The sequence below is a fragment of the Mucilaginibacter kameinonensis genome, assembly GCF_003675385.1.
Lineage (GTDB): Bacteria > Bacteroidota > Bacteroidia > Sphingobacteriales > Sphingobacteriaceae > Mucilaginibacter > Mucilaginibacter kameinonensis.
On record NZ_RCWZ01000003.1, the window covers coordinates 1,072,528 to 1,089,156 of the forward strand.

Here is a 16,629-nt window from a genome sequence, read left to right on the forward strand (position 1 = left end):
AATTATAATATATTTGTACCCTTAATTATAAACCGAATGCTGCCATTGGCGTAACTTTGCCGGCAGATATATACAAATGGACTATTCTTTTATTATCCGCAAGGCCTGGGAGGGGTATGATGCGTCAAAAACTATCCGCGATATTGAAGATATCAGTGCCATGGTTTCAACCAATCATGTGTACCGTATTACGTTCGACGACGACGATATAATCATAGCCAAACTATCATACTTTGGCATATTTGAGCACTTTAAAGAGGATCACCGCATTATCCAGACGCTGGCTATTAACCTGCTTTACCCGTTTGAGAATTTCCTGGCCCGTTCTTTACAGAAAAATAACCGCGTTTATATTTATCATCATAAACATGGTAAAACCGACGCCTGGGTGGTATTTTATAATCCTACACGCATATTACAGCGTCTTCCGCGCCGGTTGGAGGAAAATCATATTAAAAAACTTGGTCAACAGGTGGGTAAATTCCACAAGGCCTGTTCAAGGGTTAAAAATGTATTGCCTAAATCGTCAAAAACTTTACGTACCGATATTTCGGCCTTATTACAGCAAATTGAGGCTGATCCTAAGCAGTTTGGCACTGGCATGCAGGCCGATTTCCTGAAATACCATTGCGAAACTTTCCTGAAGAACCGCTCTAAATACAACATGAGTTCGTTTGAGATCATCCCGGTATTTATTGATTGGAACATTGGCAATTTTTCGGTGACGCCAAACCTTGAACTGTACTCGCGCTGGGATTATGACTGGTTCAGGATGAGTTACCGTTTACTTGATTTTTATTTCTTCAGCCGTGTAGTATCTGATATTGGCGACCGTACTGTGTTCAGTTATGTGATCAACACCATGATAGAAGACCGTTTCATCATGTTTTTAAAGGAATATCATAAAGTAAACCCGCTAACCGCCGACGAGATAAGATTTTTAAAAGAAGCTTATCGCTTTTTTATTCTGAATTATGTAATTAAGGATGGCAAGCACTTTTTTAACGAACAATACGCCAAAAAACTACAGGCTGAAGCATTTGATATCTATTTACCATCGGTAGACAGGGATTTCGATGCCGAAAAAATCATTGAGGCTTTAAAATTAAAATAGGTTAGCTATCTTTCGGGCTCATTTTATTGCAGAACCCTAAAAACAGACAAGCATGACCAGAATAGACAACTTTAAATCCATAATTGATAAATACGAAGTTGTTTTTTTTGATGCTTTTGGGGTTCTGAAAAATTATGGTGGCCTGCTTCCGGGTATTGAAAACACTTTTGCTTATTTACAGGAGCAAGGCAAGGAGTACTACATTGTAACCAACGATGCCTCAAGAAGCCCGGTACAACTGGCCGAATCCTATACAAAAAAAGGACTGATGGCCATAACTCCTGATAGGATCATCTCGTCGGGAATGCTTACCAAAGAGTATCTTGACCTGAAGGTAAATGATGGCATTGTGGCTTACCTTGGCACGCCCGATTCTGCCCATTATATTGATAGCTCCGGCCTGCATACACTACCGATCAGCGAAGTGAATGAAAGCAATATCGATAGGGTTAACGCGCTGGTATTTTTAGATGACGAGGGCTTTGACTGGGGCCGCGACCTGAACAAATCGGTTAACCTAATGCGTAAGCGCACCATTCCGGCTATTGTGGCCAATACCGATCAGGCCTATCCCTTAACCAAGCATGATGTATCTATAGCTATTGGCGGTTTGGCCAGCATGATTGAAAAAATTGTAGGCAAAGCATTTATCCGCTTCGGCAAACCCGATTCGCAAATGTTCATGTTTGCTTATGACCTGCTTCGCGAGCGCCGCGCTATCAGTAAAAAGGATATTGTAATGGTTGGCGATACCCTGCAAACTGATATCCTGGGTGGTAATAAATTTGGTTTGGATACCGTATTGGTACTATCTGGCAACACCCAGGCCAAAGACGCCGAAAACCGCATTACCTCAACCGGCATTGTACCAACCTACATCTGCGACTCGGCAGTGGTTGAGCTTGGCGGGTTTGCGTTTTAGACTAATAAACCATGACGGGCATGCCTCACTCCCATGTCATTGCGAGGGCAATCGCACAGAAGCTTAGTCGCCCTGTATAGCATGCGATTGCTTCGTCGTTCCTCCTCGCAATGACATAAAGTCCTCCCCCCTTCCTTTTTCTACAAATCCTATCAATCTTTCTACTTTGTCTATTTATTTCAAAAAAGCTATTTTAAATGTATGGTTTACATTTATTTTTACCAACTTTGAAATCGCTAAGGTATAACTGTCTACCTTACATGTATTAAGCCAATTATTACCTGATTTTAAACTAATGGACACTAATTTTGATCTGAAAGAGCATCCTCACAGTAGGTTAAACATTTTAACGGGCGACTGGATCCTGGTATCGCCGCATCGTACAAAACGCCCATGGCAAGGCAAGGTTGAGGCCACACAAGCCGATGACCGCCCGCAATATGATCCGGCCTGTTACCTGTGCCCTACCAACAAACGCGCCGATGGAAGTGAAAACCCTGACTACAAAGGCAGCTTTGTTTTCACCAATGATTATTCATCGCTCTTGCTGAATACGCCTGATGGTGGTTTAAATGAAGATGAACTATTAGTTGCAAACAGCCAGAAAGGTATTTGCCGGGTGATCAGCTTTTCGCCACGTCATGACCTTACCCTGCCACAGATGACCACCAAGGAGATCAGCAAAGTGGTTGATGTATGGCAGTCGGAATTTGAAGACCTTGCCTCTTATCCATGGATTAAACACATCCAGATCTTTGAAAACAAAGGCGATATCATGGGTTGCAGTAACCCGCATCCGCACGGGCAAATCTGGGCACAAAACAGCCTTCCGGTTGAAGTAGCTAAGGAAACCCAGCAGCAAAAGCTTCATTTTGAGCAAAAAGGCACAAGCTTGTTGGCCGATTACCTCGCACTTGAACTAAAAAAACAAGACCGCATCGTTTTTGAAAACGATCATTTTGTGGTGTTAGTACCGTTTTGGGCAGTTTGGCCATACGAAACCATGATCATCAGCAAAAGGCACGTAACCAGCATTCTTTACTTTACAGAAGAAGAAAAACACGCCCTTGCCGATGCTATCAGGAGATTGACCATCAGGTATGATAACATGTTTGAAACTTCGTTCCCTTATTCGGCAGGTATGCACCAATCGCCGGTTAATTCGGGCGAGCATCCTTACTGGCACTGGCATATGCATTTTTATCCGCCGCTGTTGCGTTCGGCTACAGTTAAAAAATTCATGGTGGGCTATGAAATGCTGGCAAACCCGCAGCGCGACATTACCGCCGAATTTGCAGCCGAAAAGCTACGTGGTTTAAGTGAGGTACATTATAAAGAAAGGGGATAATGAAAAAACGCTATTTTTAAACCAAACTATAAACAAGCCATTTATGAGAAACTTAATTAAAGGTATTTCTTTAACAATTTTACCCGCCTGTAGCCTATATTTGGCTGCTTGTAATCAAACTTCAACCTCACAGAAAAACACTACTATGGCGGATAGCACCAAAACTACTGCATCGGCATTCGAAAAAACAATCGATGGAAAACAGACTCATCTGTTCACCCTTAAAAACAAAAACGGCTTAACTGCTACCATCACCAATTATGGCGGCAGGGTGGTAAGCCTGTCGGTGCCTGACAAAAACGGTAAGCTAACCGACGTTGTTTTGGGCTTTGATGATGTAGAAGGTTTTGAAAAATCAACCGAACGTTATTATGGTGCTACTATTGGTCGCTACGGTAACCGTATTGCCAAAGGTCATTTTAAAATTGATGGCAAAGATTACCAGTCGTCAATAAACAATACGCCAAACACGCTGCACGGTGGTAAACATGGTTTCCAGGAAGTGGTTTGGGATGGTAAAATGATTGATTCGTCAACCGTGGAGCTTACCTATCTTTCAAAAGATATGGAAGAAGGTTTCCCTGGTAACCTCAATGTTAAAGTTACTTACAGCCTTACAGATGATAACTCATTTAAATGCCAGTACGAGGCTACAACTGATAAAAAAACAGTTGTTAACCTTACAAACCACGCGTTTTTTAACTTAAATGGCGAAGGTAGCGGTACTATTCTTGATCACGTAGTGCAGATAGATGCAGATAACTATTTACCGGTTGACGCAGGCCTGATCCCTACCGGAAAACCTGAAAAAGTTGTAGGTACTCCGTTTGATTTCACCAAGCCCGAAACTATTGGCAAACGCATTAATGAGGATAACGCCCAATTAAAAAATGGCAAAGGTTATGATCATAACTTCGTGTTAAACAAACATGATCTGAGCACGCCAATCGCTACAGTTATTGGCGATAAAAGCGGTATCAAGATGGAAGTATTTACCGAGGAGCCGGGCTTACAATTTTACAGCGGTAACTTTATGCAGGCTAAAAACGTGATGAAACGTGGTATCAAAGATGAGTACCGTACATCATTCGCTATGGAAACTCAGCATTTTCCTGATTCACCAAATCAACCACAGTTCCCCTCTACTGAATTGAAACCGGGCGATACTTATAAAACACAATCGCTTTATAAATTTTCGGTTGTAAAATAATTGAATGCTTTTAATAAAGAAGTCCTGCCCAAACGGCGGGACTTTTTGTTTTATGTAAATATGATGTGTTTGTTAAGCAGATTTAAAACAAACCTAAACTTTTTAAGGTTAAAAGGTTAATTAATAACAATCTGTTTACCTATCTATAAAAAACATCATGAGTGACAATTCAACCCAACCAGAAGAAAAAGGATTTTTCGAGAAGGTTAAAGAAACAATTGAAAGCCTTTGGGAAGGCACAAAAGACACAGCCGAAGACGTAAAAGAAGCAGCCGAAGAAAAAATAGAAGATATAAAAGAAAAAGTAACCGCTAAAAAAGCCACTACTGCCAAAAAAGTAGCAACGGCGAAAACAGCAGCAACAAAAAAAGCTGAAGCGGTAACAGCCAAGGCCAAAACAACGGCTTCGGAAGTAAAGGCTAAAGCAGAAACCAAAGCTAAAGCCATTACCACCAAAGTAAAGGACGAAGCAGCAGCTGCCAAAAAAGAAGTTGCTGATGTTAAGGCTAAAGCAGCAACCAAAGCTAAAGCCATTACCACAAAAGCCAAAACCGAAGCTACAGAGGCTAAAAAAGCCGTAGCGGCAAAAACTGCCAAAGCAGCTACTTCAGTTAAGAAGAAAGCTGCAGCAGCGGCCAAGTAACATTACCCATTTCCAGACTTACGAAGTTTCAGAAACTTCGTAAGTCTTCCTCTCTCCTATCCTCAGCTCCTCCTGTCAAGCAAACAATTTCGAAAAATAATTAAAACTGCTATTGACAACAATTTAATTAATCGTAATATTGCAATATAATTATGGGCATTACTAAAACAGAAATATTTACCGACGAGCAGAATAAACTGGCGCTACAACTTAAGGCTATTGCCCACCCTGCCCGCATTGCTACCCTTCAGCTCATAATAGAAGCGAAGGCGTGTATTTGTGGTGATCTGTCGGCCGAGTTAGGCTTGGCGCAGCCCACGGTATCCCAGCACCTTAAAGAGTTAAAAAATGCAGGTCTAATTCAAGGCACTATTGAAGGTGTAAGCGTTTGCTATTGCATTGAACCTGAAGCCTGGAAAAACCTGAATAATGAACTAAACAAATTGTTCTCATCTTACAAAGGCATCAATAGCTGCTGTTAAAATTTTTTGATTATATCAATCGCAATATTGCAATAAACAAATGAAAACAAACGAGGAATTAAAAGAATTGGTAAAGCTGAAATACAGCGAAATAGCCTTGCAGGATAAGGATACCAATCAATCGTCATGCTGCGGTGCAGGCGGCTGCTCAACCGAGGTTTATAATATTATGAGCGAAGACTACACCGAACTACAGGGTTACAATGCTGATGCCGACCTGGGTTTAGGATGCGGTTTACCCACTCAATTTGCTCAGATTAAAAAGGGAGATACCGTTATTGACCTTGGCAGCGGCGCGGGTAACGATTGCTTTATTGCCCGTGCTGAAACCGGCGAAACAGGCAAAGTGATCGGTATTGATTTTACAGAAGCAATGATTAGTAAGGCCCGTGAAAACGCGGAAAAGCTTGGCTTTAACAACGTAGAATTTCGCCTGGGCGACATTGAGCATATGCCGGTTACAGCTAATGTAGCCGATGTAATTGTGAGTAACTGCGTGTTGAATTTAGTCCCTGATAAAAATGCAGTGATTAAAGATATCTATCGTGTATTGAAACCCGGCGGGCACTTCAGCATTTCGGATATCGTGTTAACCGGCGAGTTACCGGAAAAACTCAGGACGGCCGCCGAAATGTATGCAGGCTGCGTGTCCGGAGCCATCCAAAAAGACGCGTATCTGGAGTTCATCAGCAAAAATGGCTTTGTGAATATCACCATACAAAAGGAAAAACCTATAGTAATCCCCGACGATATCTTGGCTAATTACCTGTCGGCAGATGAGATTGCCGAATTCAAAAATAGCAACGGAGCTATTGTAAGTGTTACTGTTTATGCCGAAAAACCTAAAGCATGCTGCGAACCCGGCTGCTGTTAATCAATAATAAATGAAAAATGTATTAGTATTATGCACAGGCAATAGTTGCCGAAGCCAGATAGCCGAAGGATATTTAAAACATTTTGCCGGCGATAGCGCAAACATATATAGCGCCGGTATTGAAACACATGGCGTAAACCCCAAAGCCATTAAAATAATGGCAGAGGACGGCATTGATATTTCCGGCCACACATCAAACCATGTTGATGAATATGCCGATGTTAAATTTGACTATGTGATCACTGTTTGTGATAACGCAAAGGAAGCCTGTCCGTTTTTTCCGGGGGATGTAAAACGTTTCCACCATAATTTCCCGGATCCGGCAAAAGCCCGTGGTACCGAAGATGAGGTGATGGATGAATTTAGAAAAGTACGGGAGCAGATCAAAGTATATGCCCGGGAGTTTGTGATGGGCTATTTAACAGAAAGGCCTTAATATGTCTGCCAATAATTGTGCTCCAGCCATTGAACGAAAACGGCTTGGTTTTATCGACCGGTATCTTACCGTCTGGATTTTCCTGGCTATGATTATAGGGGTTGCCATAGGCTATTTTATACCTTCATCATCAGGCTTTATCAACTCATTTTCAACCGGTACAACCAATATCCCCCTGGCCATCGGGCTTATATTGATGATGTACCCACCGCTTGCCAAAGTAAAATACGAACATATGGGCAAAGTGTTTAAGGATGTTAAAGTCTTGAGTGCGTCCCTGTTTTTAAACTGGATCATAGGGCCGGTACTGATGTTCATATTGGCATTAGTTTTCCTGCATAGCTACCCCGAGTATATGGTAGGGCTCATACTCATCGGGCTTGCACGTTGTATTGCCATGGTGGTGGTGTGGAATGAACTTGCCGATGGCAACCGTGAATACGCTGCGGGTCTGATAGCTTTGAACAGCATTTTCCAGGTACTTTTATACAGTGTGTACGCTTATATTTTCATAACCGTACTACCGCCCTTATTCGGCTTTAAGGGCCTTCAGATTCATATCACCGTAATTCAGATTGCCAAAAGCGTAGGTATATATCTTGGCATCCCTTTCACCGCGGGGGTTGTTAGTCGCTACGCGCTAATCAGGTTAAAAGGCATCGATTGGTTTCAGCAAAAGTTTATTCCCTTTATTTCACCTGTTACGTTAATCGCGCTTTTGTTTACTATTATAGTTATGTTTAGCCTTAAAGGCAGACTTATCGTACAGATCCCAATGGACGTTGTACATATTGCTATACCACTGGTACTGTACTTTGCCATTATGTTTTTACTGAGTTTCTTTACTGGCAAATACTTCGGTGCCGATTATTCAAAAAGCACATCAATAGCCTTTACAGCTACCGGCAATAATTTTGAGCTGGCCATTGCGGTGTCAATAGGCGTATTCGGCATTAACTCAGGGCAGGCCTTTGCCGGGGTAATTGGCCCGCTGGTGGAGGTTCCGGCTTTGATAGCATTGGTTAATGCGGCATTTTGGCTTCGGCGAAAATATTATACTAAAGAAACCGAAACTGTGAACTAAAGACCGGCTGACGATATAGGCACAAAAAAAGCGATTGGAAAACCAATCGCTTTTTTAATATTCCAAACTCCCCCTTTAGGGGGCCGGGGGCTTACGCCTCAAATTTGTAACCTACACCTTTTACCGTAGCAACACAATCGTCGCCCAGTTTTTCGCGTAGTTTACGAATGTGTACGTCGATGGTACGGTTGGTAACTACTACCGAATCTTCCCAGATATTTTTAAGGATCACCTCGCGGGTATAAACCTTGCCTGGTTTTGAAGCCAGCAGGTAAAGCAATTCAAATTCTTTTTTGGCCAATACTACCTTAACGCCGTTTTTGTAAACCAGGTAAGCTTCACGGTCGATAACCAGGTCGCCAATTTCCAGTTTGTTATCAATTACGTCTTCGGCAGGGGCATTACGGCGCAGTATCGCGTTTATGCGGCTAACCAGTGCGCGGGGTTTAATAGGTTTTGCAATATAATCATCGGCACCTACATTAAAACCGGCAATTTCCGAATACTCTTCGCTGCGGGCTGTTAAAAACACCATAAAGGTATTTTTAAACTCGGGCATGGTGCGCATAATGCGGCATGCTTCTATCCCATCCATTTTAGGCATCATGATGTCCAGTACAATCAAATCAGGTAAGGCTTTCTTTGCTTCGGCAACGGCTTCCTGGCCATTACGTGCTAAAAACACCTGGTAACCCTCTTTTTTTAGGTTATACTCAATCAGTTCTAAAATATCCGGTTCATCATCAACAATAAGTATTTTCTGTTTTGCGGTGCTGCTCATGTTGCGTTAATTTTTTTGTATAAAAGTATACGCTTTACAACAGCTAATAGTTAAGCTAATATTAACAAATTGTTAAACGTTACCTTATATTAACCGTAAGTTGAGGCTATTTAAATGTTTTATTTAAAAAAGCTTCAAGATCGGCGCCTGTAATATTCTTGGCAACGATGTTTCCCTGCGGGTCGATAATGAAATTTGAAGGGATAGCCTCAATATGATAAAGCCTTTCTGTAGGGCCTTCAAAGCCATTTAAATCAGATCCGTGCGCCCAGGTAAGTTTATCATCATTGATAGCTTTTTGCCATGGATCTTTATCTTTATCAAGGGATACACCTAATATATTAAAGCCTTTAGAATTAAAAGCAGCATATTGTTTAACCACATTAGGGTTTTCCTGGCGGCAAGGCTGGCACCATGAAGCCCAGAAATCAATCATCACATATTTGCCTTTGTAATCAGACAACTTGATTGGTTTACCATCAATGCCGTTAACAGCAAATTCAGGCGCTTTATGACCGATAGAGATCGGCTTAGCCTTATCCATCTGCGCTATGAATTTTTGTACAGTGGGGTTATCTTTAAAATCGCCCCTGATCTCGTCGGCAAACTTAATCAGTTGAGCTTCGTATTTTGTAGGGTCAAGTGTGGTAGCCGCGTAGAAACCTGCAAGCGAGTTTTTATTGTCGTTCACAAATTTTAAAACCGCCTCACCACTTTCGTTCACGTTCTTTAAAAATATAGGCATGTATATTTTCAGCAGCGAATCGTTACGTTCGCCGTGTGATTTTTCCTGGTACTCGGCAAAAAGCTTGGCGTTTTTATCGCCATAAAGGTTACTGATGCGGTTAAACTCTTTTATTTTGTCCGAATCGTCAGAACCTTTAATGGTATACTCGTGCTTTTTATCGTTATTGTCGGTTTCAAACTCGATATCGTCACCATTTTTAGCGATAAAGTCGTACAGGTTTTCGCCCTGCATTTCGCTGCCCTGCGGGCCGGTATTACCTACACGAAGTTTAAACAGGTTTGGATAAAGCGCTACGTGCTTAAACTCAAATTTGCCACCCTCGCCCAATGAGGTTGAGTCAACAATTTTTAAGCCTGAGCTATCGGCCTCAATCAAATAAACAGCTTTAAGCGCACCCGGATTTTTAATTGTTCCCGAAACGCTGAACTGCGATTGGTTTTTACAAGAGTACATACCAGCGCTTAGCAATAACAATGCGCCGGCAGCCATATTTTTAACTTTCATTTACTTAGCTTCTAATTCTTTAATCAATAGCTGGTTAGTTTTCTGCGGATCGATCTTGCCTTTTGAGCTTTTCATGATCTCACCCATAAACAGGCCTAAAACGCCCTTTTTTCCCTTTTGGTATTCCTTAACCTTATCAGGATATTTAGCGATGGCATCCTTTATAAAACGGGTTACATCATCGCCATCAGCACTGATAAGCAAGTTAAGTTCCTGAGCCAGATCACCCGGTTTTTTGCCCGGTTCCTTGATCATGACAGGGAATAGTTTGTGCGAAGCTACAGAATTATTTATCACCCCGGTGTCAATTAGTTTGATGAGGGCGGCAAGGTTTTGCGGCGTAACAGCAAAGTTACCAATGATTTGGTTATGATCGTTCAGGTATGAGCGCACAGCGCCCATCAACCAGTTGGCAGCGGCTTTATAATGATCGGTATGTTTTATCAGCGACTCAAAATAAACAGCGGTATCCCTATCAGCGGTGATAACCGAAGCATCATAAGCTGTTAAGCCTAATTGCTCGGTATATTTATGATATAACTGGGCAGGTAATGCAGGTAAACCTTTACGAATGTTCTCAACATACTCGTTAGCGAGTTTCAAAGGCGGCAGGTCTGGTTCGGGGAAGTAGCGGTAATCGTTTGCCATCTCTTTTGAGCGCAGCACCGAGGTTTCGCCGGTATCAGCGTTAAAGTTCAGCGTATTTTGATCGATATGGCCACCAGCCTCGATAATATTTACCTGGCGTACAAACTCATGCTCAATAGCGCGTTGCACGTTACGGATAGAGTTCAGGTTTTTCACTTCGCAGCGGTTACCATAAGCGGTAGCTCCTCTAAGCCTAACCGAAATATTGGCATCGCAACGCATACTGCCTTCTTCCATGTTGCCATCGCAGATATCCAGGTAACGCAATATCTTACGCATCTCGGTAAGGAACTGGCCAGCCTCTTCGGCGCTGCGCATATCGGGTTCAGATACGATCTCAACCAGCGGCACACCGGCGCGGTTCAGGTCTATCAGTGAATCGGCGTGGTGCTGATCGTGCATACTTTTACCTGCATCCTCTTCCATATGGATATGATGTAGCGCGATATTCTTTTCAGTACCATCGGCCAGTTTCACAGGCACATAACCTTTAAGGCATATCGGAGCCTGATCCTGGCTTATCTGGTAACCTTTAGGCAAATCGGCATAAAAATAATTTTTACGGGCGAAGCTATTATTCAGGTTGATAGTGCAATTACAGGCCAGGCCCATTTTAACGGCATATTCAACCGCTTTTTTATTAATAAAGGGTAAAGTACCGGGATGGCCCAGCGATACCGCGCTAACATGGCGATTAGGTTCGGCACCAAAGGCAGCAGAATCTGCCGAGAATACCTTACTTGATGTAGATAACTGCGCGTGTACTTCGAGGCCTATAACCAACTCGTACTTTTCAGCTATCCCGTCTGCGAGAACTGTCATAAAATAAAAAATTCAGCTATAGTTTACATAGCTATAAAAACCAAATATATAAAGATTAATAAACTATCGGTACCATTTTACTCTTAAAAACAACCGTAAAGATGCAATAATATACTTATACGGTAGGAAACATCAGGTTTACAGTTTACTACACATAATCAATGAGCTGCAGTAATCGTACCAGTAGCTTTTTTTAACATTAATTTTTTCGAGGCCAAAAGCATTAAACCTGAAAAATCCAATCAAGCTTGCACTCAAAAAAGCAAAAGTTGATTACCGGCGATCTTTAAGATTTAAACCTTCGGCTGTTGAACCCGTCTATCAACATACAGGCACGGAAATTGAATATGTGCCGCATATTTAGACAGACACTATGAAAAAGTTAATTTTAGGAATGCTTGCGGGATGTTTTGTACTTGCGGCTTCGGTTACAAAATCAAATGCGCAGGTAAACGTAAATGTAAACGTTGGTTTATGGAACCCTCCTGCCGAATATGCAGGCGTTAACTATTACTATTTACCTGATGTAGAAAGCTACTACTATGTGCCAACCCATCAATACGTTTATTTAGAAGGTGGTACATGGGTTAGAAGGGCTGCTTTGCCTCCACGCTATAGAAGTTATAATATTGCCACCGGTTATAAAGTTGCCGTAAACCGCCCAAGGCCATACACTTATTTTGCGCACGACCGTGACACTTATGCCCGTTACCGCGGTACCCGTAACGTGATTGTTCGTGATAATTACCATACCAGGGTAGTGAACCGTACACATGTGGTGAACCGCACACGCGTTGTAAACCACTACAAAAAGCCACATAAAACTGTAGTAAAACGTACCCGCGTAGTTGAACACCGTGGACACGATAATGGTCACCGCCATTAATATTCAACAAGACTTTTCCCCAAAAAAAGTATATAAAATAAAAACGACCGCTTCTGTTGAGGCGGTCGTTTTTTTATTTTATGTCATCGCGAGGAGGAACGACGAAGCAATCTCGTAGCTGTACAGGGCGGAAAGGCATTGGCTACGAGATTGCCGCGCTTCGCTCGCAATGACATCATTTTGAGATTTTGCTTTTTTAACTAAGCTACAAAGCTTCTCGCCTTAGCCAGCGCGTTATCCAACCCGCTCACGTCACTACCGCCGGCAGTTGCGAAAAACGGCTGACCGCCGCCGCCGCCTTTAACCTCTTTGGCCAGTTCTTTTACGATATTACCGGCATGCAGGCCTTTTTCTTTCACCAGGTTTTCGGCAATCATTACGGTGATACTTGGTTTGCCGTCGAAATCGGCTACCAGCACCAGGAACAGGTTTGATACAATGTCTTTAAGCTGATAAGCCAGGTTTTTAACCGCGTCAGCATTGGGCAGAGCTACTTTTTGGGCGATGAAATTGATGTCGCCAATAGCTTCGGCTTTTTGAGCCAGTTCGGTTTTCAGACCTGATGATTTTTCGAGGATCGATTTCTCGATCTCTTTTTTCAGTTTAGCATTTTCATCCAGCAATCCTTCAATACTTTTTGAAAGATCCTTTGGATTTTTAAGCAATTCCTTTAACTGGTTAACCAAAGCGTTTTGGGTAACAATATATTTTTCGGCAGCAACACCAGTAATAGCCTCAATACGGCGTACACCTGCGGCAACAGCGCTTTCGGCTATAATTTTAAAGAAACCGATTTGCCCGGTTGCCTTTACGTGCGTACCACCGCAAAGCTCCTTGCTGAAATTATCATCAAAAGTAATTACACGCACATACTCGCCATATTTTTCGCCGAACAGGGCTGTTACACCGCTGCTGATAGCCTCGGCATATAATACGCTGCGCTCTTCCTTAAGCGGGATATTTTCACGTACCTTTTGGTTTACTATAGCCTCAATCTGCGCCAGCTCCTCGTCGGTAACTTTAGCAAAGTGAGAAAAGTCGAACCTCAGATAATCGGCATTAACCAACGAACCTTTTTGGTTTACGTGTGCGCCCAATACCTGCTTCATAGCTGCATGCAGCAAGTGCGTAGCCGAGTGGTTACTGTTGGTTTGGCTGCGTAAAGCCGGATCAACAATGGCGGTCAAAGCATCGTCAATATCCTGCGGCAATTTATCAGTAAAATGAACTATCAGTCCGTTTTCTTTTTTGGTGTCTGTAACCAGGATGATCTCCCCATCAGGGAAAACCAGTTCGCCTTTATCACCCACCTGGCCACCGCTTTCGGCATAGAAAGGGGTTTTATCCAATACCAATTGATATTGTTCTTTACCTTTAGCCGTTACTTTACGGTACTTTACGATATGGGCAACAGTTTCGGTTTCATCGTAACCTGTAAACTCCACTGATTCATCATCTTTCAGAACGATCCAATCGCCGGTATCAATTGCGGTAGCTGCACGGGAACGGGTTTTCTGTTCCTGAAGGGCAGCATCAAAACCTTTCATATCTACCGTCCAGCCTATTTCTCGGGCCATCAGTTCAGTAAGGTCGATAGGAAAACCATAGGTGTCAGACAACTCAAATGCGAGCGCGCCACTTAACACTTTATCAGTATTACTGCTCACACTTTTGTTAAAATAGCTGATACCTTGTTGCAGGGTCCTTAAGAAAGAAACCTCCTCTTCCAGAATTACCTTCTGCACAAAATCTTTCTGCTCAAATAGATTATTGAACACCCCCTTGAACTGTTCGGCCAATAACGGTACAAGCTGATTAAAGAAAGGCTCCTTAAAACCTAAAGTTTGATAGCTATAACGCACAGCCCTTCGCAAGACCCTGCGGATCACATAACCCGCTTTATTACTTGCAGGCAATTGTCCGTCGGCAATAGCGAAGCTTATGGCACGGATATGATCGGCCAGTACGCGCATAGCTACGGCATCGTTCCAGTCAGCGTCACCTGGTTTAGCGGCGCTGTTATATTTTTTGCCTGATTTTTCGGCAATGAATTGGATCATCGGTTGAAAAACATCAGTATCATAGTTAGATGTTTTACCCTGCAGCACACGCACCAAACGCTCAAAACCCATCCCGGTATCAACATGTTTATTAGGGAGCGACTGCAATACACCACCTTTAAGGCGGTTAAACTGCATAAATACATCGTTCCAGATTTCAATAACCTGGTCGTGATCCGCATTTACTAATGTAGCACCGCTTTCTTCGGCACGCTCGCTATCCGGGCGACTGTCAAAGTGAATTTCCGAACACGGACCACAGGGGCCAGTTTCGCCCATTTCCCAAAAGTTATCTTTTTTGTTACCGCGAAGAATATGATCTTCAGCCACATACTGTTTCCACAGTTGGTAGGTTTCGGTATCCGCTTCAAGGCCTTCCTTTTCGTCGCCTTCAAAGTAGGTAACATACAGGCGGTCTTTAGGCAGCTTGTACACTTCGGTAAGCAGTTCCCAGCTCCAGGCAATGGCTTCTTTTTTAAAGTAGTCGCCAAAGCTCCAGTTGCCCAGCATTTCAAACATGGTGTGATGATAGGTATCGATACCTACTTCTTCCAAATCGTTGTGCTTACCCGATACGCGTAAACAACGTTGTGTATCGGCCACGCGCGGGGCCTTAGGTGCCGCCTCGCCTAAAAATATATCTTTAAACTGGTTCATCCCCGCGTTGGTAAACATCAGGGTTGGATCGTTTTTAATTACAATTGGTGCCGAAGGAACGATGGTATGTCCCTTTGAAACAAAAAAATCAAGAAAAGCCTGTCGTATTTCAGTAGCAGTCATAGGGAGCAAAGATAGGATTTTCAATTATTTCGGATATCGGATTTTCGATTTCAGATTTATTTATTAATTATAGCTGATTTAGGCTTTGTTCGTCGATACTATTAGCGCGATTTGTCATATTTAACTTAAATTTGCATATGGAAACTTTAAGAGTAGACATTCAAAACGAACAGGAGAAACGAGTACTTCTGGCATTTCTTGACAGTTTGGATTATAACTACCGTGTAGATAATGAAGGCGATGCCATACTTGAACAGCAGGCTAAGGAACTGGCCAGCCGCAAGGCCGATTTTTTAGCCGGTAAAGCTTCTTCCCTTCCCTGGAGCGAAAGCAAATAACGCAAAGGTCTCCTTTTAAGACTTTTCGAACCTTACGCTACCTTACCAGTCCAGCAGGCATCTATCTAACTTATCGAATCTTTACGGGATTTTCAGCTCATTTAAAACTGCTCATCAATACTTTGTACTAAATAGTGCATTCTCCTTTTATAATCCAAGTTCTTATTTTCAGGAACACAATTAAACTTTTAATCTTTTAATGTGTCTGTGTTATATATTTATAATTATTACTATTAATTATTAACCTAAATTTGCAACCTATCACAATTATTATGAAATTATCTTACAAACCTATCCTCTTATTACTCACTATTATAAGCATTACCGGCGTATCCTGCAAAAAAGAAAAGCCTGCTATTGTCAATGAGTTCCCAAAGACGCTTGAATATCAGGGAACAACATTTTTATCCACTGAAAGAGTGTTTACCAATAAAGGAGAGGTCACCGATCCTGCAATTAAAGCCAAAGCAATTGTATCAACCGGCCTTAACCTGATATTGCATCCAAGTTGGACAAGCGGAGGTACGATTGTAGTGAATTCTAAAAATGAGATTCAGATTGGAGGCGATAAATACTCATTTATTGATGAAAGTCAGGACCATAAGTCGATATTTTCGGCCAATGTATATTCAGTGATCCCGCCACTTGACGCTGCGGTAAAATTTGCTCCATTATATAAATATCCAGGTTTAAAAAGCTCTGGTAATAATTTTATTTACCAATGGCCTTTAATTTTACAGGGAGACTATTCTGCTACCAAAATCAGTCAAATGGATTTTTGCTATTTGCAACGTGATCCTAATACAGGTAAAGTTATCGCGCGTAATGTAATGTGGGTATCCAACGAATTTAATACAGCAGGTCTTAGCACACTCGGCGATCGTGATACTGTTGCTATAAGGGAATACACACTCAACTACGCTGAAAAAAAATAAGCAGAAGTTTTTCC

General features: G+C 42.3%; 16 protein-coding genes. 12 read left to right on the forward strand and 4 right to left on the reverse strand.

Features of this window, described 5'->3' with window-relative positions; translation table 11 throughout:
• Positions 1 to 76 precede the first annotated feature (76 nt).
• The 9 genes from EAH55_RS17680 (at position 77) to arsB (ending at position 8,113) form a co-directional block, all read left to right on the forward strand.
• The gene (locus EAH55_RS17680; protein ID WP_121810789.1) at positions 77 to 1,114 is read left to right on the forward strand and encodes a hypothetical protein; all 1,038 of its coding nucleotides are present in this window, start codon (positions 77 to 79) and stop codon (positions 1,112 to 1,114) included.
• Between the two features lie 52 nt (positions 1,115 to 1,166).
• Positions 1,167 to 2,036 carry an HAD-IIA family hydrolase gene (locus tag EAH55_RS17685; RefSeq protein WP_121810790.1) on the forward strand — a complete coding sequence of 290 codons (870 nt, stop codon included), beginning with the start codon at positions 1,167 to 1,169 and terminating at the stop codon, positions 2,034 to 2,036.
• 295 nt (positions 2,037 to 2,331) lie between these two features.
• Positions 2,332 to 3,384, forward strand: a complete 1,053-nt coding sequence (locus EAH55_RS17690) for a UDP-glucose--hexose-1-phosphate uridylyltransferase (RefSeq protein ID WP_121810791.1) — start codon at positions 2,332 to 2,334, stop codon at positions 3,382 to 3,384.
• Positions 3,385 to 3,427: 43 nt separating this feature from the next.
• Positions 3,428 to 4,594, forward strand: a complete 1,167-nt coding sequence (locus tag EAH55_RS17695; protein WP_121810932.1) for an aldose epimerase family protein — start codon at positions 3,428 to 3,430, stop codon at positions 4,592 to 4,594.
• A 157-nt stretch (positions 4,595 to 4,751) separates the two neighbouring features.
• Positions 4,752 to 5,237 (forward strand): hypothetical protein, encoded by a 486-nt coding sequence (locus EAH55_RS17700; protein ID WP_121810792.1) that lies wholly within the window; start codon positions 4,752 to 4,754, stop codon positions 5,235 to 5,237.
• A 152-nt stretch (positions 5,238 to 5,389) separates the two neighbouring features.
• Positions 5,390 to 5,719, forward strand: a complete 330-nt coding sequence (locus EAH55_RS17705; protein ID WP_121810793.1) for an ArsR/SmtB family transcription factor — start codon at positions 5,390 to 5,392, stop codon at positions 5,717 to 5,719.
• Between the two features lie 40 nt (positions 5,720 to 5,759).
• A complete protein-coding gene (locus tag EAH55_RS17710) occupies positions 5,760 to 6,593 on the forward strand; it encodes an arsenite methyltransferase (protein WP_121810794.1) in 834 nt (277 codons plus the stop codon).
• A 10-nt stretch (positions 6,594 to 6,603) separates the two neighbouring features.
• Positions 6,604 to 7,029, forward strand: a complete 426-nt coding sequence (locus EAH55_RS17715; RefSeq protein ID WP_121810795.1) for an arsenate reductase ArsC — start codon at positions 6,604 to 6,606, stop codon at positions 7,027 to 7,029.
• 1 nt (position 7,030) lies between these two features.
• Positions 7,031 to 8,113: an ACR3 family arsenite efflux transporter gene (arsB, locus tag EAH55_RS17720; protein WP_121810796.1), complete on the forward strand. Its 1,083-nt coding sequence runs from the start codon at positions 7,031 to 7,033 to the stop codon at positions 8,111 to 8,113.
• A 91-nt stretch (positions 8,114 to 8,204) separates the two neighbouring features.
• Here the strand turns inward: arsB and EAH55_RS17725 are convergent, their stop codons facing one another.
• The 3 genes from EAH55_RS17725 to gatB form a co-directional block, all read right to left on the reverse strand.
• A complete protein-coding gene (locus EAH55_RS17725; RefSeq protein ID WP_022831601.1) occupies positions 8,205 to 8,894 on the reverse strand; it encodes a response regulator transcription factor in 690 nt (229 codons plus the stop codon).
• Positions 8,895 to 9,000: 106 nt separating this feature from the next.
• Positions 9,001 to 10,146: a TlpA disulfide reductase family protein gene (locus EAH55_RS17730; protein ID WP_121810797.1), complete on the reverse strand. Its 1,146-nt coding sequence runs from the start codon at positions 10,144 to 10,146 to the stop codon at positions 9,001 to 9,003.
• On the reverse strand, positions 10,147 to 11,616 hold the full coding sequence (gene gatB / locus EAH55_RS17735) for an Asp-tRNA(Asn)/Glu-tRNA(Gln) amidotransferase subunit GatB (protein ID WP_121810798.1): 1,470 nt from the start codon (positions 11,614 to 11,616) through the stop codon (positions 10,147 to 10,149).
• A 373-nt stretch (positions 11,617 to 11,989) separates the two neighbouring features.
• Between gatB and EAH55_RS17740 the strand changes: the two genes are divergently transcribed.
• Positions 11,990 to 12,502 carry a hypothetical protein gene (locus EAH55_RS17740; RefSeq protein ID WP_121810799.1) on the forward strand — a complete coding sequence of 171 codons (513 nt, stop codon included), beginning with the start codon at positions 11,990 to 11,992 and terminating at the stop codon, positions 12,500 to 12,502.
• A 200-nt stretch (positions 12,503 to 12,702) separates the two neighbouring features.
• Here the strand turns inward: EAH55_RS17740 and alaS are convergent, their stop codons facing one another.
• Positions 12,703 to 15,342, reverse strand: coding sequence for an alanine--tRNA ligase (alaS, locus tag EAH55_RS17745; protein ID WP_121810800.1), 2,640 nt, complete (start codon positions 15,340 to 15,342; stop codon positions 12,703 to 12,705).
• A gap of 137 nt (positions 15,343 to 15,479) precedes the next feature.
• Here alaS and EAH55_RS17750 point away from each other — a divergent pair, with 137 nt between their 5' ends.
• Both EAH55_RS17750 and EAH55_RS17755 read left to right on the forward strand, forming a co-directional pair.
• Positions 15,480 to 15,680: an addiction module protein gene (locus EAH55_RS17750; RefSeq protein WP_121810801.1), complete on the forward strand. Its 201-nt coding sequence runs from the start codon at positions 15,480 to 15,482 to the stop codon at positions 15,678 to 15,680.
• Between the two features lie 272 nt (positions 15,681 to 15,952).
• The gene (locus tag EAH55_RS17755) at positions 15,953 to 16,615 is read left to right on the forward strand and encodes a hypothetical protein (protein ID WP_121810802.1); all 663 of its coding nucleotides are present in this window, start codon (positions 15,953 to 15,955) and stop codon (positions 16,613 to 16,615) included.
• Positions 16,616 to 16,629 lie beyond the last annotated feature (14 nt).